This window comes from Pseudomonas sp. Van50, from assembly GCF_055390755.1.
In genome coordinates, this window is sequence record NZ_AP024343.1 from 2,786,329 (window position 1) to 2,805,117 (window position 18,789).

Annotated in this window: 17 protein-coding genes and 1 pseudogene; 8 read left to right on the forward strand and 10 right to left on the reverse strand. The window is 60.6% G+C overall.

Going from position 1 to position 18,789, the window contains the following annotated elements:
• Positions 1-55: 55 nt before the first annotated feature.
• The 7 genes from ACZ5M5_RS12245 to argH form a co-directional block, all read right to left on the reverse strand.
• Positions 56-1,405 (reverse strand): MmgE/PrpD family protein, encoded by a 1,350-nt coding sequence (locus ACZ5M5_RS12245; protein ID WP_464739095.1) that lies wholly within the window; start codon positions 1,403-1,405, stop codon positions 56-58.
• On the reverse strand, positions 1,405-2,289 hold the full coding sequence (locus tag ACZ5M5_RS12250) for a polysaccharide deacetylase family protein (RefSeq protein WP_060742904.1): 885 nt from the start codon (positions 2,287-2,289) through the stop codon (positions 1,405-1,407). The genes ACZ5M5_RS12245 and ACZ5M5_RS12250 overlap by 1 nt, the downstream gene beginning before the upstream one ends.
• Positions 2,282-3,124, reverse strand: coding sequence for a polysaccharide deacetylase family protein (locus ACZ5M5_RS12255; protein ID WP_464739096.1), 843 nt, complete (start codon positions 3,122-3,124; stop codon positions 2,282-2,284). Before ACZ5M5_RS12255 ends, ACZ5M5_RS12250 begins: the two co-directional genes overlap by 8 nt.
• 144 nt (positions 3,125-3,268) lie before the next feature.
• Positions 3,269-4,093, reverse strand: coding sequence for an ABC transporter substrate-binding protein (locus ACZ5M5_RS12260; protein ID WP_103307799.1), 825 nt, complete (start codon positions 4,091-4,093; stop codon positions 3,269-3,271).
• A gap of 39 nt (positions 4,094-4,132) precedes the next feature.
• Positions 4,133-4,897: an amino acid ABC transporter ATP-binding protein gene (locus ACZ5M5_RS12265; RefSeq protein WP_008001408.1), complete on the reverse strand. Its 765-nt coding sequence runs from the start codon at positions 4,895-4,897 to the stop codon at positions 4,133-4,135.
• Positions 4,898-4,907: 10 nt separating this feature from the next.
• Positions 4,908-5,786 (reverse strand): amino acid ABC transporter permease, encoded by an 879-nt coding sequence (locus ACZ5M5_RS12270; RefSeq protein ID WP_464739097.1) that lies wholly within the window; start codon positions 5,784-5,786, stop codon positions 4,908-4,910.
• 72 nt (positions 5,787-5,858) lie between these two features.
• Entirely contained in the window at positions 5,859-7,286 is a 1,428-nt protein-coding gene (gene argH / locus ACZ5M5_RS12275; RefSeq protein ID WP_060742900.1) for an argininosuccinate lyase, read from the reverse strand.
• Positions 7,287-7,580: 294 nt separating this feature from the next.
• Here argH and ACZ5M5_RS12280 point away from each other — a divergent pair, with 294 nt between their 5' ends.
• Positions 7,581-8,546, forward strand: coding sequence for a LysR family transcriptional regulator (locus tag ACZ5M5_RS12280; RefSeq protein WP_464739098.1), 966 nt, complete (start codon positions 7,581-7,583; stop codon positions 8,544-8,546).
• A gap of 252 nt (positions 8,547-8,798) precedes the next feature.
• Here ACZ5M5_RS12280 and ACZ5M5_RS12285 read toward each other — a convergent pair whose 3' ends face one another.
• Entirely contained in the window at positions 8,799-9,575 is a 777-nt protein-coding gene (locus ACZ5M5_RS12285; protein WP_103307796.1) for an IclR family transcriptional regulator, read from the reverse strand.
• Between the two features lie 164 nt (positions 9,576-9,739).
• Here ACZ5M5_RS12285 and ACZ5M5_RS12290 point away from each other — a divergent pair, with 164 nt between their 5' ends.
• The 4 genes and pseudogenes from ACZ5M5_RS12290 (at position 9,740) to ACZ5M5_RS12305 (ending at position 13,241) form a co-directional block, all read left to right on the forward strand.
• A complete protein-coding gene (locus tag ACZ5M5_RS12290) occupies positions 9,740-10,495 on the forward strand; it encodes an ABC transporter substrate-binding protein (protein WP_464739099.1) in 756 nt (251 codons plus the stop codon).
• Between the two features lie 61 nt (positions 10,496-10,556).
• Positions 10,557-11,213 (forward strand): amino acid ABC transporter permease, encoded by a 657-nt coding sequence (locus ACZ5M5_RS12295; protein WP_060742896.1) that lies wholly within the window; start codon positions 10,557-10,559, stop codon positions 11,211-11,213.
• Positions 11,210-11,956: an amino acid ABC transporter ATP-binding protein gene (locus ACZ5M5_RS12300; RefSeq protein WP_103307794.1), complete on the forward strand. Its 747-nt coding sequence runs from the start codon at positions 11,210-11,212 to the stop codon at positions 11,954-11,956. The genes ACZ5M5_RS12295 and ACZ5M5_RS12300 overlap by 4 nt, the downstream gene beginning before the upstream one ends.
• A pseudogene (locus ACZ5M5_RS12305) lies at positions 11,953-13,241 on the forward strand (NAD(P)/FAD-dependent oxidoreductase). Before ACZ5M5_RS12300 ends, ACZ5M5_RS12305 begins: the two are co-directional and overlap by 4 nt.
• Positions 13,242-13,413: 172 nt before the next feature.
• Here the strand turns inward: ACZ5M5_RS12305 and ACZ5M5_RS12310 are convergent.
• On the reverse strand, positions 13,414-14,211 hold the full coding sequence (locus tag ACZ5M5_RS12310) for an AraC family transcriptional regulator (RefSeq protein WP_060742893.1): 798 nt from the start codon (positions 14,209-14,211) through the stop codon (positions 13,414-13,416).
• Positions 14,212-14,357: 146 nt separating this feature from the next.
• On the opposite strand from ACZ5M5_RS12310, the gene ACZ5M5_RS12315 reads away from it, so the two are divergent.
• The 3 genes from ACZ5M5_RS12315 to ACZ5M5_RS12325 are packed head-to-tail and all read left to right on the forward strand — an operon-like array spanning position 14,358 to position 17,431.
• Positions 14,358-14,546 carry a DUF1656 domain-containing protein gene (locus tag ACZ5M5_RS12315; protein WP_060742892.1) on the forward strand — a complete coding sequence of 63 codons (189 nt, stop codon included), beginning with the start codon at positions 14,358-14,360 and terminating at the stop codon, positions 14,544-14,546.
• A gap of 12 nt (positions 14,547-14,558) precedes the next feature.
• Complete coding sequence (locus ACZ5M5_RS12320; RefSeq protein ID WP_464739100.1) at positions 14,559-15,467, forward strand: efflux RND transporter periplasmic adaptor subunit; 909 nt, start codon at positions 14,559-14,561, stop codon at positions 15,465-15,467.
• Positions 15,467-17,431, forward strand: a complete 1,965-nt coding sequence (locus ACZ5M5_RS12325) for an FUSC family protein (protein ID WP_464739101.1) — start codon at positions 15,467-15,469, stop codon at positions 17,429-17,431. The genes ACZ5M5_RS12320 and ACZ5M5_RS12325 overlap by 1 nt, the downstream gene beginning before the upstream one ends.
• 17 nt (positions 17,432-17,448) lie before the next feature.
• Here ACZ5M5_RS12325 and ACZ5M5_RS12330 read toward each other — a convergent pair whose 3' ends face one another.
• Positions 17,449-18,696 (reverse strand): MFS transporter, encoded by a 1,248-nt coding sequence (locus tag ACZ5M5_RS12330; protein WP_060742889.1) that lies wholly within the window; start codon positions 18,694-18,696, stop codon positions 17,449-17,451.
• Between the last annotated feature and the right edge of the window lie 93 nt (positions 18,697-18,789).

The window sequence follows — 18,789 nt, forward strand, 5'->3', positions numbered from 1 at the left end:
CTTATTCAGATTGTTGGCGTACACCGCGATGACGCCCGAGCCGTCAATACCCTGATCAACCCAGCCACCGTTCCAGCGTACGTATCGATTCCAGGTCTTCCATGCGTCGCAATTGCTTCAGTAGTTCCGCAGCCCGTTCCTGCGGCATGACCCGCGTCGTCAAACTGAAGAACTTCTCATCCAGGGCCTCATCGGCAAGTGGATTGCCCGGCGCTCCCAAGGGCACTTCTACGCACAGGCTTGCCTGCCGGCCGTCCACGGTCCGCAGGGTCACCACAGGTTCGCCATCCTCATCCAGTCGCGGGTCCACTTCAAGATGGATGCGCGACATGCACTGAATCACCAGCGGATCGTTGCGTTGCCGATCGTCATACGCGTGCAGTCGGCAATGCCCATGCACCAACCGCGCGGCGAGGGCATACGGCAGGCTCATTTGCGCGGCTGCGAGGTGGGTGACATCCCGGCCGCCACACATGCCGTGGAGAAAACCGCTCAGCCCGACGTGCAGGCTTTCGACCTGGTCGACGGAGACCTTCAACTGCTCCAATAGCTGGCCGAGGGCATCGATGGCCGAATGGGTGCCGCGACAGGAGGCATAGGGTTTGATTGAGCAGCGGGCGAGCTTCCAGTTCACGCCGAGCTCCGCATCCAGCGCTTCGGGCCTCGAAGTCGCTGGGGCGAGGGTGTTCAGGAAGCCACCCCAGACGTCATCGAATAATTGCATCGGCCCGCTGATGCCCTGTTGGGAGAACCGCGCAGCCAACAGCCCCCCTTCTGCGGCGCGCCCGCTGTGCAGTTTCTTGCTGTGCGAGCCGTCGTGAATGAAGGCCCACAGGCCACCGCTGAAGCTGCCGGCAATGCCCAGTGCCGCCAGGGTTTGCCGGGTATCCAGGCCTAGGATGCGCGCGCTGGCGGCGGCTGCGCCGAACACCCCACAGGTCGCGGTGGAGTGCCAGCCGGCGCCATTGTGGGCGCTATAGCCGCCGCAGGCTTCGAGCACTCGACGACCAACCTCATAGCCGATCACGACGGCGCTGATGAATTCACGACCACTCACGGGCCGTGCGCGCAGCGAAACCGCCGCCATCGCCGCTGGCAGCACGACGGCCCCGGAGTGATCGCAACCACCGGTGTCGTCCAGCTCCAGCGCATGGGCGGCGATGCCGTTCAGCATCGCTGCCGGGCCCGCGCAGACCTGCAGATCGGTTCCCCAAACCGGTACCTCGCCCGCTTCACCGGCGAACACCTTGTGTGCTTGTTTGGCGATATCGCTCGCGGCGCCGGCCAACGTTGCGCCGAACGTATCGAGAATGTGCCGCTTAGCTTGGGCTACCAACCCAGGCGATAGATCTTCAAACCGCAGATCGACACAGAATTGCGCCAGCCGTTGCAAACGTTCGCTCATCAGACGTAATCCCGATAATGGCGCTCGTACACCGATGCGGGATGATCCTCAGCCGCCGGCGCCGCGTTGTTTGCCCACCATTGCGCGACCTCGGCGCCGGTGGCGATCCACACGTCATCGTGCTGTTGAATGCCCTCGATCAGCTCGCGCAACACGCCTATCCGTCCCGGCGTGGCGATGATTTCCGGGTGCAGGCGAAGCACGTAGCACAGGCCGAATCGGTGAAACCCGGCGAAATCCATTTGCAGATTGCCCAGGGTGTGGCTGTAGGAGGCGATCCGTGATTGTGCCGGTGGCACCGCCGGGCTCAAGTTGAAGGCGAAGTAAGGCTCGTCTTCCAGCTCATAATGCAGCGGCACTTCAATGACGCCGGGCGCAGTCGGGTGAGCGAATGGCAAGTCGTCGCCGCGCCATGACGAGGACCAGCGGATGCCTTGGTCCTTCAATGCGCCGATCAAGCCCGGTGCACCATTGCCCGCCGGGATTCGAAAGCCGACCGGGCGCTTGCCGGTCAACCTGGCCAGGGTCTCGCAGCCTTTGGCGACATCGTCGATCTGGGCGATCAGGTCTAGCGCGTCGTAATCTTGATGACGGTAGCCGGCGCAGGCGATCTCATGACCGTCGCCCTGGATCGCCTGGATGAGCCCCGGGTTTTCCTCGGCAACGATGCCGGGGACGAACCAACTGCTGCAGACCCCGAGTTCCTTGAACAGGCCGAGCAAGCGTGCCACGCCGCGTTGGGTACCGTAGCGCCATACCGACAAGGTTTTGTCACGCCCGGCAACTTCCGGGGCTTGCGTGAGGATGCCGTGGATGTCGTTGTAATCGACGGTCAGTACCACAGCGCAGCGATAGCCTTCCGGCCAGATGGGGGAATCAGCCATGGCGGTGCTCCTTCAACCAGAAGTGGGCGACGTCGTGGCAGGTGGCGAACCACACGTCATCGCGCCGACGCATGTGCTCGAAAAGCTGTTCCAGCAGCAGGATGCGCCCCGGTTTACCAATGATCTTTGGGTGGAAGAGCGTGGTCAGGCACAACCCTTCGTCCATCGCGCCGTCATATTCGCGGCACCAGTTGTCCAGGGTCAGCGCGTAACTGGCCGTACGGTCCAATCCGGAAGGAAAGTTCGGCGCGCGGGTATAGGCGAGGGACGCGTAATCGTCCATTTCCCATCGGCCTGGGATTTCCACCAGCGGCGTATCGAAACCCGGTACGTCCACCAGGTACGGTCGGTCATCGCCGCGCATGCTGCTGGAATAGGTCACGCCGGCTTCCACCAGCATGGCCGGGGTTTCGGCGCGCCAGTCGCCGGACGGCGTGCGAAAGCCTTCTGCGCGGATGTGCAGGTGTTTCCAGAACACCTCGCGGGAGATCTGCATCACCTCTTTTTGCCGATCCAGTGTCAGGGCATAAAAGGATTCGTGTTTGTAGCCGTGATAAGCCACTTCATGCCCGCGCTCGACAATCGCCTGGCATTGTCTCGGCCAGTTCTCCACGACCCAGGCGGGGACGAAGAATGTCGTCGGGATCCGGAACTCGTCGAGCAGATCGAGCAGGCGTGGCAGTGCCCGGTAAGGGCCATAGCCGCCGAACCCGAAGTACTCGGGTTTGCGCCAGATCGAGCCGTTGAGCATGGCATCACCGGTCGGGCCATCGAGGTCGAAGGCAAGGGCCAGGCAAGCCTTGTGCGGCGCGGGCCAGGTGGGTGAGGAGGGCATCGGTAGTGCTCCATCTTTATTCGTAGACACCAGACCCTTTTGTGGAAGCGGGCTTGCTCGCGATGGCGTCGAGTCTGGCAACATTGACGTTGAACCATTCGCAAACAAGCCCGTTGCCACATCGGAATCAGATGGCCTGTGGGATCACTTTCCGGCGTTGATGGTCACGGTTTTGATCGCGCCCAGTTCAAGGTCCCATTTCTTCAGGATCGCCTGGTAGCTGCCGTCATCGATCATGCTTTGCAGCGCGACCTTCACCGCTTCACTGAGCTCAGGTTTCTTCTTGCTCACGCCCATGCCGGTGTACTGCTCGGAGATCGGCAGGCCCACGGTCTTGTACATGTCCTTTTCCTGGGTCTTGAGGTAAGGCAGGGTTTCGCTGCCTTGCATGGCTGCATCGATGCGGCTCTGGCGCAGTTGCGCCCGGGCATCGGCCGAGCCTTCGGTGCCGACCACGTTGATCGCCGGCTTGCCGGCGGCCTCACAGTTGGCCTTGCTCCACTCGGCGATTTCCGTTGGAAAGGTGGTGCGGCGGCTGGTGCCGACTTTCTTGCCGCACAGGTCGAGGATCTCGTTGGTGTCCTTGTTTTTCTGCAAGGTGTAGAACTGTGGACCGCTGGTGAAGTAGTCGATGAAGGTTACGCTGGCCTGACGTTCGACGGTGTCGGTCATGCCCGACAGCACCATGTCCACGCGGTCGGTGGTCAGGGCGTTGATCATTTGCTCGAAGCCGGTTTCCTGCCATTTGATCTTCACACCCAGGCGCTCGGCCAGGGCATTGCCCAGGTCATAGTCAAAGCCGGTGAGGGTGTTGGTGGCCGGGTCCTTGAAATCCATCGGCGGGTAGTTCGGCATGATCGCCACGACGATTTCGCCCTTGGCCTTGATGCTGGCCGGCAATTCGGCCGCGAAGGTGAAGCCGGATGCCATGACGCCTGCGAGTACTGCGGGGATAAAAAAGTTCTTCATGGTCGTTCTCTTATGAGTGTTGTGAGCGTCAACGGACGCTTAGGTTCGAACGGCAGAAATGAAGCTTTGGGTGCGAGGGTTTTGCGGACTTATTAGTATTTCTTCGGGGCTTCCAGCCTCCACGATCTGCCCGCCGTCCATGAACACCATGCGATTGGAAACTTCGCGAGCGAAGCCCAGTTCATGGGTGACGACGATCATGGTCATGCCGGTCTGCGCAAGATCGCGCATCACCGACAGCACCTCACCGACCAGTTCCGGGTCGAGTGCCGAAGTGGGTTCATCGAACAGCATCAGCTTGGGGCGCATGGCCAATGCACGAGCGATGGCCACGCGTTGCTGCTGGCCGCCGGAAAGCTCGATCGGGTAGCTGTTGCGCTTGTCCGCCAGGCCGACACGGGCGAGCAACTCCAGGGCCTCTTCATTCGCCTCTTTGGGGGAGCGCTTGAGCACCTGGCACGGCCCTTCGATGATGTTCTGCAACACGGTCATGTGTGGGAACAGGTTGAACCGTTGAAACACCATGCCGGTGGACAGCCGCTGGCGGGCGATCTGGGTTTCGTTGAGTTCGTGCAGCTTGTTGCCGACGATCCGGTAGCCCACCAGTTCGCCGTCGACCCACAGGCCGCCCTTGTCGATTTTTTCCAACTGGTTGACGCAGCGCAGCAAGGTGCTTTTTCCCGAGCCGGACGGGCCGATGATGCACAGCACTTCGCCTTGCTCGACTTCGATGTTGATGTCCTTGAGCGCGTGGAACTGGTCGTAGTATTTATTCAGGCTCACGGCCTTGACGATGCTTCTCATGTGGAACTCCTCAAGAGCGCTTGCCGGCGCCGCGGGCGAAACGACGCTCCAGGCGACTCTGACCAAAGGACAGGACGGTGACGGTGGCCAGGTACCAGATGCCGGCGACGATCAGCAGCTCCATCACGCGGGCGTTGGCGTAGTAGATGTTCTGGGCGTTGTAGAGCAATTCCGAGTATTGGATGACGCTCGCCAGCGAGGTCATCTTCACCATGCCGATGAACTCGTTGCCTACCGGCGGAATAATGATCCGCATGGCCTGGGGCAGGATGATCCGGCGCAGCGCCTGCAGGCGTGGCATGCCGACCGATTTGGCAGCCTCGTATTGCCCGGTGTCCACCGAGAGCAGGCCGGCGCGCACCACTTCGGCGGTGTAGGCGCCCTGGTTGATGCTCAAGCCCAGCAAGGCCGCCGCGAACGGGGTCATCAGGCTCACGGTGTCCATTTCGAACAGGCCGGGAATGCCGATGGTGGGGAAGATCAGCGCCAGGTTGAACCACAGGAGCAGTTGCAGGATCAGCGGCGTGCCGCGAAACAGCCAGGTATAGGTCACGGCCACATAGCGCAGGATCGGGTTGGTCGACATGCGCATGATCGCGGTGATCACGCCGAACACGATGCCCAGCGCCATGGCCAATACGGCCATGACGATGGTGTTGAGCAAGCCCCACATGATCGCTTCGGAGGTCAGGAACTGGCCGATGTACGACCATTCGATCTTGCCTTCGGCGAAGGCACGCACCAGGCCAACAAGGGCGATGACGATCAGCGTGGCGAAGAAGATCCGCCCGTAGTAGCGCCGGGGCACATGATCGTACTGGGTAATGTCAAACTGGTTTTCCGCCAGCTTGCGCTCCGCCTGGAGTCGTTCTGCCTGTGTCTGGCTCATGTTGTTTCTCCGTACTCGGTTTCGGCGCTATCGCTGTGGGAGCAAGCTCGCTCCCACAGTTCGGTGTGTTGCTCAGAGGCGAAAGCCCTGATAGTCCTCGGTCCATTGCTGCTGGGTGGCGAGGGCGGTTTTCAAGCGTCCGATCTGTTCGCGTACCTGTTGTGGTGCGGTCCCGCCCCAGCCATTGCGTGCAGCGATGGCGGCTTCTAGGGTCAGGCTTTCGCGTACCTCTGGGGTGAGGCGCGGATCGATTTCCGCCAGCAGAGCGGGGGAGGCCTCCCACAGTTCGATGTCGTGTTTCTCGCACGCCTGGACCAACGCACCGGTGATTTCGTGAGCTTCCTTGAACGGCACGCCGCGCACCGCCAGCCAATCGGCAACTTCGGTGGCGAGGGTGAAGCCCAGCGGTGCCTGGCGGCGCAATTCCTCGACATTGACTTTCATGGTCGCCACCATTCCCGCCATGGCGGGCAGCACCAGTAGCAGCGTGTCGACGCTGTCGAGCACACCGTTCTTGTCTTCGCTCAAGTCACGGTTGTAGGACAGTGGCAAGGATTTAAGCGTGGAGAGCAGGCCGGTCAGGTTGCCGATCAGGCGACCGGCCTTGCCTCGCGCCAGTTCGGCGATGTCCGGATTCTTCTTCTGCGGCATGATCGAGCTGCCGGTGGCGTAGGCATCGTCCAGTGCGACCCAGCGAAATTGCCGCGACGACCACAGACAGAACTCTTCGGCAAGGCGCGAGATATTGATGCCGAGCATGCTGGCGATGAACAGAAACTCGGCGACGTGATCGCGGCTGGCCACGGCGTCGATGGAGTTTTCGCAAACGCCGCTGTAGCCCATTTCCTTTGCCGATTGCTGAGGTAGGCGAGCGATCGCCGAGCCCGCCATGGCCGCCGCACCGAGTGGTGACAGCGACGTCCGTGCGTCCCAGTCCACCAACCGCTGTACGTCGCGTAGCATCGACTGGGCGTGGGCCAGCAGGTGGTGAGCGAACACGATCGGTTGCGCCTGCTGCAGATGGGTGAAGCCGGGGCAGATGCTTTCGATGTGTTGCTCGGCCTGTTCCACCAGCGCCTGCTGCAGGCCCAACACTTCAACGGCCACGGTGCGTACGTGGTCACGCAGGAACAGCCGCAGGTCATTGGCGGTCTGGTCATTGCGCGAACGGCCGGCACGCAGCTTGCCACCCAGGGCGCCAAGCCGTTCGGTCAGCAGGCGCTCGATGAACGTGTGGACGTCTTCATCATCCAGGGTCGGCGCGATGCTGCCGGCGCGATAGTCCGCGCCGATGCGTTCCAGGGCGTCGAGCATGGTCTGGGTTTCTTGTTCGGTCAGCAGTCCGGCGCGCTGCAATTCCCGGGCATGGGCCTTGGAGCCGGCGAGGTCGTACGGGGTGAGCCGGAAGTAGCGCTCAGGGCAACGGGACAGGGCCGCCAAGGCTTCGGAAGGGCCGCATTTGAAGCGAGCACCCCAGAGTCGGTCGGTGGTTTGAGACATTGTTTTTTTCCTCGTCGGTTACGCGAACTGAAACGGGTACTCCAGGCCACGGCGTCGCTACGAAATCAGCGAGCAAAGTCAGGCCAGAGCAGTTTTCAAGAGGGCAGTTGCATCGGTGAAAGAGCTGATCGAACTGTCAGCTTTTGATGTTTCGCGACCAGCGTTTTGGCGCTGATGTTCGGAATTTATTGTCGGTTGCCAAGCTTGGTTTTCTGTGTTCATTATTATTGGGCCAGCTTGTTTTTGTTGTTGGGCACAGGTTGTTGAATAGAGCGCCAGAGGTAAATAAGCATTATGGAAACCCCACTTTCCAATTCCGGAAACCCGCCGCCAAGACCCCCGCAAAGGGCACCGTTGGCCCTCAGCGGGCTGGATTTCAAATTGCTCAAAGTGTTCAAGGCCGTGGTCGAGGCGGGAGGCTTTAGTGCCGCACAGAATGAGCTGAATGTGGGGCTGGCAGCCATCAGCAAACAGATTTCCGACTTGGAAATCCGTATCGGTATGCGCCTTTGCACGCGCGGGCGCGAGGGCTTTCACCTGACGGAAGAAGGGCGTCTGGTGTATCAGGCGTCGATAGACTTATTTGCCTCGGTCGACAACTTTCGTGATCGCCTTAGTTCCGCGCAAAACGAACTTGTTGGTGATCTTGGTGTGGGGGTTATTGATAATACTATCTCGGATGATAATTCCCCGTTAGTTGCTGCGCTCAGGAAGATTAATGAACAGTCGCCCAAGGTTCGGTTTCAACTTCAGGCTTCGCAACTCGATGAAGTCGAAAGAGGTGTCGTCGAAGGACGGTTGGTGGCGGGGATCGTACCGATTTATCAAAAGCGCGAAGAGTTCGATTACTACGAACTCTATGAAGAACGCTCGCAGGTCTATTGCGCACTCGGCCACCCGCTGTTCTCCATGGCGGACGCGGACATGGGGGAACATGTGCTCAAGGAGCATGAGTGCGTCAACCATCGCTACGCGATTCATCGTGACAAACTGAAATTTGCGCACTACGACAGCTTCTCCGCCTCGGCCACCCAGGTGGAAGCCGTGGCGTTGCTGATCAAGACGGGGCGTTTCCTCGGGTTCCTGCCCCAGCATTACGCCGCGTCGATGGTGGCGCGGGGAGAGTTGCGCGCAGTACGTCCGGACCTGATCAACATCGTCACGCCATTCAGTCTGATACTGCGTCACAACACTGTGCGCAGCCCCTTGGTCAAGGCTTTTGCCCAGGCGCTGGGGGTGGATCTGAAGGCTCCGGTTTGATGTTTATGGGGTAGTCACTCACGAACCTTGGCGGCAGCCGGAGTGATAGGTAAGTTACACCATCAAACCGTTGGCGCTGTTTTCGTTCAAACACCGCGACCTGTTCCGGCGTGTTCCGTTGGAAGGGCGCCCAGTTGAACTAGCCTAGGGTTCAATCACCCCATCCAGTATGTGCAGTCCCACCCTCTAAGTGACGGTGGTAATAATTGGATTTGTGCAAGGGAAACGGTGGCTGTCCACTGGGGCAATCTGCTAAAGGGTTCGTATTGACGAGCGAATCGCCCGTGCACATTCGATCACCGCGGGCGCCAGCTTGCGCTCGGCTTCCTCCAGGCTCCAGCGACTCGTTGGCACCACCACATGCACGGCTGCGACCGGCAGGCCCTGGCTGCCAATGATCGGCGCGGCAATGGACATGTCGCCAAGGAACAACTCTTCCTTGTTCGTGGCGTAGCCCCTGCGCCGTGTGGCCTCGATCTGCTCGATGATGTCGTCGACCGCGGTCAGGGTGTACTGGGTATGGCGTTTGCGCTCGCTGGCTTGCAGTGCGGCAACAAGCTCGTCGTCGGGCAGGGCGCTCAGGAAGGCCCGTCCGGAACCGGTGCAGTACATCGGGATCCGGCTGCCAATGGGCATGTGGATAGGGATGAATTTCGGCGCCACGAAGCGTGCCACGTACACCATGTCCAGCCCGTCGGGTTCGGTCAGGTTGGTCGTCTCCCCGGTAGCCTGTGCCAACTCGGCAAGGAACGGGTTGGCCACGTCCACCAGTGTGTCGGCGGCCAGGTAGTTGTAGCCGATCTCCATGACCTTCGGGGTCAACTGAAAGCGTTTGGTCTGCGGATGCTTGCGCACATAACCCAGCTCTTCGAGGGTATGGATCATGCGTTGCGCCGAGCTTTTGTTGATGTCTGCAGCTTGGGCGATATCCGCCAGGTTCATCGTGCGCCGGGCTGCGTTGAACGCCCGCAGCACCGCCAGGCCTTTTTCCAATGACTGATTGAACAGCGGATGAGGGTTATCGCTCATGGAAAATCCTTATATTCTGCGCTTTGAATATCGATATTCGATACTTATAAATCTCTTTACGATTTTTGTAAATCGCTTTACAGTCATTTTGAGCCTCCTGCCATCCATATGGGGCAACCCTTACCGGACTTAAGACAATAAAAGCGTCCAATGGGAGATACGCCATGCTTACTCGCTTTCGTGCACTCACGTTCGTTGTTGCCCTGGCTGCTGGCATCACTTCAGCCAACGCCGCCGAGCCCGTCTACAAGGTCGGTGCAACCGCAACGGGGATTCCCTTCACCTTTCTCGACGTCAAGAGCCAGAGTATCCAGGGCATGATGATCGACGCCGCGCAGGCGGTGGCCAAGGCTGGCGGCTTCGAGGTGGAGATCCAGCAGACCACCTTCGCTTCGCTGATCCCGTCACTGACGTCAAACAAGATCGACCTGATTTCTGCCGCCATGCTCCGGACGCCGGCGCGGGAAAAGGTGGTGCAGTATTCCGATCCGGTCTTCACCTATGGCGAGGGTCTGATCGTCAAGGCCGACGACCCGACCGCGTACACCCGCATGGAGGATTTTGCCGGCGAAGTTGTCGGCGCCCAGGTCGGCACCGTGTTCATCGATGAGCTGAACAAGCGTGGTGTCTTCAAGGAAGTCCGTGGCTATGACTCGATCCCCGATCTGATGCGCGACCTGGCCCTCGGCCGTATCAAGGCGGGTTTCGCCGATCGCCCGATCGTCGCCTACCAATTGGCCCAGGGCACGCAGAACAAGGTGCACCTGGTGCAGAGCTATCAGCCGGTGGTGATGGGGGACGTTTGCCTGATCGTGCGCAAGGGCGACAACGCAACACTGGAGCAGGTCAACAAAGGCATCGCTGCGATCAAGGCTGATGGTTCCCTCGAACGGATCATCGAGAAGTGGAAACTCAACTGATGGTTTTGTCGACCGCCTGCGGTAGCGGGCGGGTCCACTCATTGTTCCGTGGGTAGCTTTTATGATTCTCCAGAATGCGTTGGACTTCCTCCCTATCTTGCTCAAAGGGGCGGTGGTCACTCTTCAAGTGACGGCCGGGTCGTTTGTACTCAGCTCGCTGATCGGCCTGCTCCTGGCCCTGATGATGGTCTCGAAAATACGTGCGGTCGCGTTGTTCGCCATCAGTGTGGTGAACATCATCCGGGGGCTGCCGATCATTGTGCAGCTGTTTTATATCTATTTCGTCCTGCCGGAATTCGGCATTCAACTGACTGCGATGCAGGCCGGCGTCATTGGCCTGGGAATCGCTTATTCGGCCTATCAGGCGGAGAACTTCCGGGCCGGTATCCAGGCGATCCAGCAAGGGCAGATCGAGGCGGCGGAATCCTTGGGTATGCGCGGTGCGATGGTGATGCGGCGAGTGGTGCTGCCCCAGGCATTTCGCATCGCCTTGCCGCCTTACGGCAACACCCTGGTCATGATGCTCAAGGACTCGTCGCTGGTCTCCACCATCACCGTGGCCGAGATGACTCGCGCGGGGCAACTGATCGCCTCTTCGACCTTCGAGAACATGACGGTCTACACCCTGGTGGCATTGCTCTACCTGGCGATGAGCCTGCCGCTGTCCTTTGCGTTGCGTCGTCTGGAAGCACGCTTCAGCACCCGGAGAACGTCATGATCGAGATCAAGGGTATTCACAAGCGTTACGGCAGCGTGCCGGTCCTCGAAGGCATCGATTTGCAGGTCCAGAGCGGTGAAGTAGTGTGCCTGATTGGCCCTTCGGGGTCGGGCAAGTCCACGTTGCTGCGCTGTATCAACGGCCTGGAAAGTTATGACCAGGGCGAGGTCCTGGTCGGCGATGAACGTGTCGACCGCAATGCCAGGAACATCCACGACATTCGCACTCGGGTGGCGATGGTCTTTCAGCGCTTCAATCTGTTCCCGCACCGCACGGCCCTGGAAAATGTCATGGAAGGGCCGATCTACGTAAAGAAGGAGAACCCTCAGGCGGCCCGCAAGAATGCCGAGGCGCTGATGGAAAAGGTCGGCTTGTCCCATCGGATGAATGCCTACCCGGACGAACTGTCCGGGGGGCAGCAGCAACGTGTCGCCATAGCCCGGGCGTTGGCGATGAACCCCCAGGCGATCCTCTTCGACGAACCGACCTCGGCCCTCGATCCAGAGTTGGTCGGCGAAGTGTTGGCGGTGATGCGTAATCTGGCCAATGAGGGCATGACCATGATCGTGGTGACCCACGAAATGGCCTTCGCTCGAGACGTCGCCGACAAGGTCTGTTTTCTTCATAGCGGCAAGATCGTCGAGTCAGGACCCGCCGGGGAAGTACTGAGTACGCCGACGCATCCTCGCACACAGGATTTTCTTCGCCGACTGCTCAACCACAGCGGGGAGGTGCCGGCATGAATGCACCTTTCGCCCCGCAACTGCCGGCCTCGCTGTGGGCCGCGACTGCCACACCGGCGGTGCAAACGCCGGCCTTGGCCGAAGACAAGCAAGTGGATGTGGCCATCGTGGGGGCTGGCTATACCGGTCTGGTGACGGCTTTACGATTGGCCGAAGCGGGTGTCAGCGTCTGTGTGCTGGATACCGGGGAGCCCGGCTGGGGGGCTTCGGGGCGCAACGGCGGGCAGGTGATCCCCGGGCTGAAGTTCGACCCGGATCAATTGCTCGCCAAGTTCGGCCCAGCCCGTGCCGAAGCGATGATCGAGGCGGCCGGGTCAGCCGCTGACGAAGTGTTTGCGCTGATTCGCCAGTACGGGATCGAGTGTGATGCCACTCAGAAAGGCTGGATTCAACCGGCCTGTTCAACGACCGCTATGAAGACCATCGAGCAGCGCGCCGCGCAATGGCAACGCCGGGGCGTCAAGGTGGAGCTGTTGGACCGGGCCGCGGTCAGCCAACGTATCGGTACCGAGAATTACCTGGGGGGTGGGTCGATCCTCGGGCTGGCAGCTTGCATCCATTGAGTTACGCCCGTGGCCTGGCGAAGGCCGCAGTGGGGCAGGGCGCAATGATCCACGGCCACAGCCGCGTCACGGGGTTGCAGCGGCAGCGGTCAGGCTGGCTGTTGTCCACTGCGCAAGGCTCCAAGGTCAGTGCGCAACGGGTGTTATTGGCCACCGATGGCTATACCGACGACCTGTGGCCCGGGTTGCGCCAGACCGTCGTCGCGGCCAACAGCTTCATCATCGCGACCCGTCCGCTCCCGCCGGCGATCCGCAAGACCATCCTGCCCGGTGGCGAGGTCTGTTCGGACTCACGCCGTTTGCTGCTGTACTTCAAGCTGGATGCCCAGGGACGTTTGCTTCTGGGAGGGCGGGGGCCGTTTTCGGAGCCTTCCCGGCAGCGTGACTGGGCGCACCTGGAGCGTTCGCTGGGGGCGCTGTTTGCGCAAGTGGCGGATGTGCCTGTCGAGTACCGCTGGAGTGGTCGGGTCGCCCTGACGCAAAGCTTTCTTCCCCATGTGCATGATCCGGCACCGGGGCTGTCAGTCTTGCTCGGCTACAACGGCCGCGGCATCGCCCTGTCCACGGCGTTAGGCAAGCATCTGGCCGCGAAGCTCTCAGGGGCGACGCAGGACTTCCCGTTCCCGGTCATGCCACTGCGGCGAATTCCGTTTCATGCGTTGCAGCGGCTTTATCTTGCTGCCGGGATCAGCTATTACCGGGTATTGGATGCCTTGTTTTGAGTGCTTGTTGAAGAAGCCGCTGGCACCGGTTGGGCGTTGTCGGTGGAGTTGGGCATCTAGCGGCGCAGGTTGCCATATGGAGAGGTGCGCGTGAATGGGGTGAGCTGGGGTTTGACGAGTACCTGGAGATCAAGTCGCTGTTCGGGTATGTGAGCGACTCCAAACCCCCGGCTCATTGCCGTAGCGTGGTATTGCGCAGATAACGTGCCGGTGAGGTGCCCAAGGTCTTGCGAAACATGGTGATGAACGAGCTGACTGACTCGTAGCCGAGCGCTTCAGCGGTTCTTTGCACCGACTGCCCTTCGGCCAGGCTTTGCAACGCGACGATGATCTGCCATTGCTTGCGCCATTGACCGAAGGTCAGCCCGGTTTCGCTTTTTATCAGGCGGGCCAGCGAGCGTTCGCTCATGGCTACGTGCCGTGCCCAACTGGCCATGGTGGCGCGGTTGGAAGGCTCTTGCGCCAGCGCCCGGGCGATTGTGCGAAGCTGGTTCGAGGCGGGCAAAGGCAGGTAAAGCTGTTCCGTGGGCGCCAGTTCGAGTTCTTCGAGCAGCACGTTGGCCAGCCGTGCAATGCGCGAATTGGCGGGGTAATCCTGGACCTGGTCGCTCAGGTGAAGGATGAGTTCCAGGATCAGTGGCGATAGCGCCAGCGTACAGCAGCGATCGGGAAGCGACGCGGCGCCGGGCTCCACGAATAAAAAACAGACCTGCCCGTTGGCCGTGACGCGGTTGCTGTGGGCGACCCCCCCCGGAATCCAGACGCCGAACCCTGACGGGACCATCCACACGCCATCTTCCACCGTACACACAATGCCTCCGCAATAAGCCACGACCAGTTGCCCCTTGCGATGTTTGTGTTCGGCGGACTCACTGTCGTTGCGCTGGGTTTCCAGCATCAGTGCCACGGCAGGTTGCGACAGGTTGTCGTACTCGAATTGATCGACGTGGAAACGGTGGATTTCGGCCATGGCGTGTCGTCGGCGTCTGTCTGAATTTGATTATATTTTGGCAGTGTACTCAATATCGGCAGCGGTGGTAGTTCCTTAGCATCATCACCAAGCCCCCTTCAGTACGCGGGCGAATCCTGGACCCCCTCCGAACCCCGGTGCTTGCCATGCTTAGCGAAATCTCCATTGCCAACCTCTACGTCCCCCCCTTGTTGATCTACCTGGGTGCATCGGTCCTGGCCTACAAACTCATTGAGCGCCTGGCCCGGCGTTGGCTGGACGAGACGTGGCACCCGGCGCTGGCGCGTTTTTTTGTCTCGCTTATCGTCGTGTCGGCGATGGTCGTCAATTGCTGAGTGAGGCCGGCCATGTCTATCGTCAAAATCCTCAAACCTGCCGCCACCCTGGGGCTTGGCGTGCTGGCCCTGGTGTTCTGCCTGCAACTTTGGCGGGCCTATGTCTTGGCGCCCTGGACGCGGGACGGACGGGTGAGCGCGCAGGTCATCCGCATTGCGCCAGAGATTAGCGGCCAAATCGATCAGCTGTCGGTCAACGACAACCAATGGGTCGCCAAGGGCGATTTGCTGTATCGCATCGATGCGCGTGCTTATCGATTGGTCCTGCAACAGCGTGCGGCGGAGTTCGCCGAAGCGCGCAGTGTGTTCGAGCAGCGCAGTGCACAATTGAAGCGGCGATCCCAATTGGCCGACGCCATCGCCCGGGAAGAGATTGACAACGCGGCGCGTGACTTGGCTGTGGCCCAAGCGCGCCTGGACGCGGCACGCAGCCAGTTAGCCCAAGCGCAACTCGACCTGGACCGCACGACGATTCGTTCGCCGGTGGACGGCTACGTCACTCAACTGCGGCTGCAGCCTGGTGACTACGCGGAGGCTGGCCATACCAACCTATTCGTGGTCGATGGCCATAGTTTCTGGATCACGGGTTATTTTGAAGAGACCAAGCTGCCCGGTGTGCGTATCGGCGCGCCGGTGTCGATCAAGCTGATGGGGTTTGCCCCGCTGCTGGAAGGGCATATGGCAAGCATGGGCAGGGGCATCGCCGATGCCAATGAATTGCGCAACGACAGCGGTTTGCCTCAGGTGAGCCCGACCTTCAGTTGGATTCGGTTGGCACAGCGCGTACCCGTGCGCATCGAGTTGGACAGGGTCCCGGACGGGGTGGAGTTGGCGGCGGGCATGACCGCCAGTGTCGAAGTGACGCAGCCGAACGCCGCGCCGCGCTGGCGACTCACCCAATGGCTGCAGGCGTTCATGTGATGACTCGCCTGGCGACACGCCTGTTCGCGCTCATCCCCTTGCCCTGGACGCCCGCCAGTTTCTTCTACGTGATGCGTAGTGTCTCGGCGGCGGGGCTGGCGCTGTGGCTCGGCTTCCAACTGCATCTGGAATCGCCGTTCTCGGGGGCATCCACTGTGTTGCTGCTGGTGCAGCCCATCCAAGGGGCGGTGCTGGGAAAAGGCTTCTACCGGATGTTGGGAACCCTGGTAGGCCTGGTCGCGGCTTTCGTGCTGACAGGGCTGTTCGCTCAACAGATGCTGCTGTTCATACTCGGCATCGGTATGTGGCTGGGCCTGTGCGTCAGTGCAATGAGTGTCTTGCGCCATTACCAAGCTACCGCGGCAGTGGTGGCGGGTTATACGGTCTGCCTGGCATTGGGGCCTGCCATCGTCGCGCCTGAACAGGCCTTCGATCACATCATCACTCGCGGCACGGCGGTAGCGCTCGGGGTGCTGAGCTTGAGCCTGGTGGTAACGCTGTTCAGCTCCAAGACGATGGAGAAGAAGCTTCGAAACTCGCTGGTCGATGTCTGCGTCCGCAGTGCCCGGTTGCTCGCCGCGAGGCTCTCAGGCGAGCAGTCCGCGGAGCTGGCGACGCAACGCCACCCGCTCGTCATGGATATCGGTAAGGTAGACGATCAATTGGGAATAGGGCGGGGCGAATCGTCGCGGATTCGCTCCCGGCAGCTGGCGATTCAGGCGGGCCTGGCGCATTTGCAATCCGCTGTACTCGATGTGCACAGCGACGATCCATACCCCGGGATCGACCCCACGTTGCTCGCGCGGATAAGCGCGGCATTGCGGCAACTGGGTGAACGGATGAACGACACCCACTGCGACTTTCTCGCCGCCGCCGATACGGTGGGGCAACTGCGTAGCCTGGTGAATGATTTCGCTGACTCAAACCACCACTCGCGGTTGCTCAGCGAACGCTTGGACGAACAACTGACGGATCTGGGCGAGGCCTTGCTGAACTTCTCCAGCCTCGACCATGCTCGCCCCGAGCAGGTACGTGCCGTGGTGTATCCGCACAATTACGCTGATGCGGCGCGAAACGGCATCAGGGCACTGCTCGCCACCTTGGCCGCGGGTGCGGTCTGGTATCTCAGCGGTTGGGATCAAGGGCCCGCGCTACTGGCGGTCCTGGGCCCGTGCTGCACATTGCTGGCGCCGGCCCCCGCGCCTGCCCAAGGCCTCGCCAGCTTTATTCGGGGCACGCTCTACGCCATTCTGGCGGCAGCACTGTGCAAATTCCTGCTGATGCCACAGATCAACGGCTTCCCTTTGTTGTTCCTGTTACTGGCTGCGTTCTGGTCATTCGGGATCCATGCGACGAGCCAACCGCGCTACGCCCTGCAAGGGATTGCCTACCTGATCGGGTTCAATACCTTGGTGAGTACCGGCGATACCGCCCTCTACAATTTCGTCGATTTCGCCAACCAAGCGCTGGCCTGGATCGTTGCAATGCTTGTCTGCCTATTAGCGTTCCAGGTCTTGCCGAAGGATCCGGCTAAACATGTTCGGGCATTGAAACACTCGCTCCATAAGGACATACGCCGGCTACTTCGCCGTGCAAGCCATATCGATCACTCAAAATGGCAAGCGAAACAACAATCCCGGCTCGTCGCGTTGAAAAGTTTGCTTGGCGCTGATAACACGCAGGATTACCACACGGGTTATTTGTCGCTGCAGCTGAGTAAACAATTGAGCCGGCTACAGCGTAACGCGAGTGGTATCGATCCTGAATCGCCCGTCGGCCAATGCTCACAAACCGGCGCCCGGCGGATCGCTCGATATGCTCATCATCCGGCGATCAGCGCCGCCCAGGCCCGGCGCACATCAAGGTCGATGAGCAGACTCGGGGCACATCATCTAGCGATCTGTTACCAGGACTTGGCTTGGCTGTTGGAGCAATACGCGAACGTGGCACGCTCCCCTTATTGACTCGCAGAAATTCGATTTCAAAGCGCAAGTCGGGAATGTCCTGATAGTTCGCCTCCCGCAGGCTTCGGCAATTCCACTCGCACACGAAGCGCAATCATCAGGGCGGCCAGCAGCATCACTGCGCCTGCGATGATGAAGACGCCCATTACGCCGCCGAAGCCGAAGACCAACCCACCGAGTGCTGCGCCCGCGGCGATTGACGACTGCACCGCAGCGACGACCATCCCACCTGCGGTTTCGGCTTGATCCGGAACCGCACGTGCCACCCAGTTTGACCAGGCAACCGGCACCCCGCCGAAAGCCAGGCCCCAGAGGGCGACTGCGAGCGCGAGTCCCGGCGCCTGGAGCGGAAGCGAGATCATGGCAAACGCGGCCACGGCCACCAAGGCAGGCATAAGGATCAATGTCAGGCGCAAGCTACGCTCCATCAGCCAACCCGCCACGAGCGTGCCAACGAAATTGGCGGCGCCGAAGCCCAATAGCATTAAAGCCAGGCCATCGGTGTCGATGGGTACAACGCTTTCAAGTGCGGGGCGGATGTAGGTGAACAATGCGTATTGACCTGTGTGTGCAAGCACGCATCCGACCATGCCGATGGCAATGCCAGGACGGCGGAGCAATTCCAGCACGGAGGCTGTGCGTGCCATTTTCCGAGGCGCCATGCGGGGTAGGGTGAACCATTGGAAAATCAACGTCAGCACGCCGACCGCCGCGGCTGCGTAAAAGGCACTGCGCCAGCCGAAGAGGCCGCCCAAGTAGCTGCCCAGCGGAACGGAAACCACTGTTCCCACGGCAATGCCGCTGAAGATGATAGACAGCGCACGAGGTACGAACTTGGCCGGTACCAGCCGCATGGCCACGGCAGCCGCCATGCTCCAGAACCCACCCAACGCAATGCCAAGCAGCACTCGCATCAACAACAGGACCACCAGGCTCGACGACAGGGCCACCAGCAAGTTGGAGGCAATCATCAGCGCGGAAAAACCGAGCAAGACGGTGCGCCGGTCAAGCGTGCGGGTCAGACCTGGCACCAATAGTCCAGCAAACAACGCAACCACAGCGGTGACGGTCACGGCCTGTCCGGCCAGCGCTTCGGACACGTTCAAATCAGAGGCCATGGGGGTTAGCAAGCTGGCAGGAAGGTATTCGGCCGTCAGCAGGCCGAAGACCCCCATGGTCAGGGAGAAAACCGCCGTCCAGGCCGGGGTGGCCGGCTCTACTCCAGCAACGCTGCCAGGTGCAGCGTCAAGAACATCGCTACTCATCTCAAGAATCCTTGGAAAGTGATTGTGAGACACACTCTAGGGCTGAGCTTCAGGATGATCTATGATGCTAAGTCTTAGTCTTTTGATCGAAAC

Excerpts from the sequence above, each read along its gene's own strand:
- ACZ5M5_RS12265 (WP_008001408.1), bottom strand. The coding sequence starts at position 4,897 with ATGAGAAGCATCGTCAAGGCCGTGAGCCTGAATAAATACTACGACCAG.
- ACZ5M5_RS12250 (WP_060742904.1), bottom strand. The coding sequence starts at position 2,289 with ATGGCTGATTCCCCCATCTGGCCGGAAGGCTATCGCTGCGCTGTGGTA.
- ACZ5M5_RS12255 (WP_464739096.1), bottom strand. The coding sequence starts at position 3,124 with ATGCCCTCCTCACCCACCTGGCCCGCGCCGCACAAGGCTTGCCTGGCC.
- ACZ5M5_RS12310 (WP_060742893.1), bottom strand. The coding sequence starts at position 14,211 with ATGGCCGAAATCCACCGTTTCCACGTCGATCAATTCGAGTACGACAAC.
- ACZ5M5_RS12285 (WP_103307796.1), bottom strand. The coding sequence starts at position 9,575 with ATGAGCGATAACCCTCATCCGCTGTTCAATCAGTCATTGGAAAAAGGC.
- ACZ5M5_RS12290 (WP_464739099.1), top strand. The coding sequence starts at position 9,740 with ATGCTTACTCGCTTTCGTGCACTCACGTTCGTTGTTGCCCTGGCTGCT.
- ACZ5M5_RS12320 (WP_464739100.1), top strand. The coding sequence starts at position 14,559 with ATGTCTATCGTCAAAATCCTCAAACCTGCCGCCACCCTGGGGCTTGGC.
- ACZ5M5_RS12295 (WP_060742896.1), top strand. The coding sequence starts at position 10,557 with ATGATTCTCCAGAATGCGTTGGACTTCCTCCCTATCTTGCTCAAAGGG.
- ACZ5M5_RS12300 (WP_103307794.1), top strand. The coding sequence starts at position 11,210 with ATGATCGAGATCAAGGGTATTCACAAGCGTTACGGCAGCGTGCCGGTC.
- ACZ5M5_RS12280 (WP_464739098.1), top strand. The coding sequence starts at position 7,581 with ATGGAAACCCCACTTTCCAATTCCGGAAACCCGCCGCCAAGACCCCCG.
- ACZ5M5_RS12260 (WP_103307799.1), bottom strand. The coding sequence starts at position 4,093 with ATGAAGAACTTTTTTATCCCCGCAGTACTCGCAGGCGTCATGGCATCC.
- ACZ5M5_RS12315 (WP_060742892.1), top strand. The coding sequence starts at position 14,358 with ATGCTTAGCGAAATCTCCATTGCCAACCTCTACGTCCCCCCCTTGTTG.
- ACZ5M5_RS12270 (WP_464739097.1), bottom strand. The coding sequence starts at position 5,786 with ATGAGCCAGACACAGGCAGAACGACTCCAGGCGGAGCGCAAGCTGGCG.
- ACZ5M5_RS12330 (WP_060742889.1), bottom strand. The coding sequence starts at position 18,696 with ATGAGTAGCGATGTTCTTGACGCTGCACCTGGCAGCGTTGCTGGAGTA.
- ACZ5M5_RS12325 (WP_464739101.1), top strand. The coding sequence starts at position 15,467 with ATGACTCGCCTGGCGACACGCCTGTTCGCGCTCATCCCCTTGCCCTGG.
- argH (WP_060742900.1), bottom strand. The coding sequence starts at position 7,286 with ATGTCTCAAACCACCGACCGACTCTGGGGTGCTCGCTTCAAATGCGGC.
- ACZ5M5_RS12245 (WP_464739095.1), bottom strand. The coding sequence starts at position 1,405 with ATGAGCGAACGTTTGCAACGGCTGGCGCAATTCTGTGTCGATCTGCGG.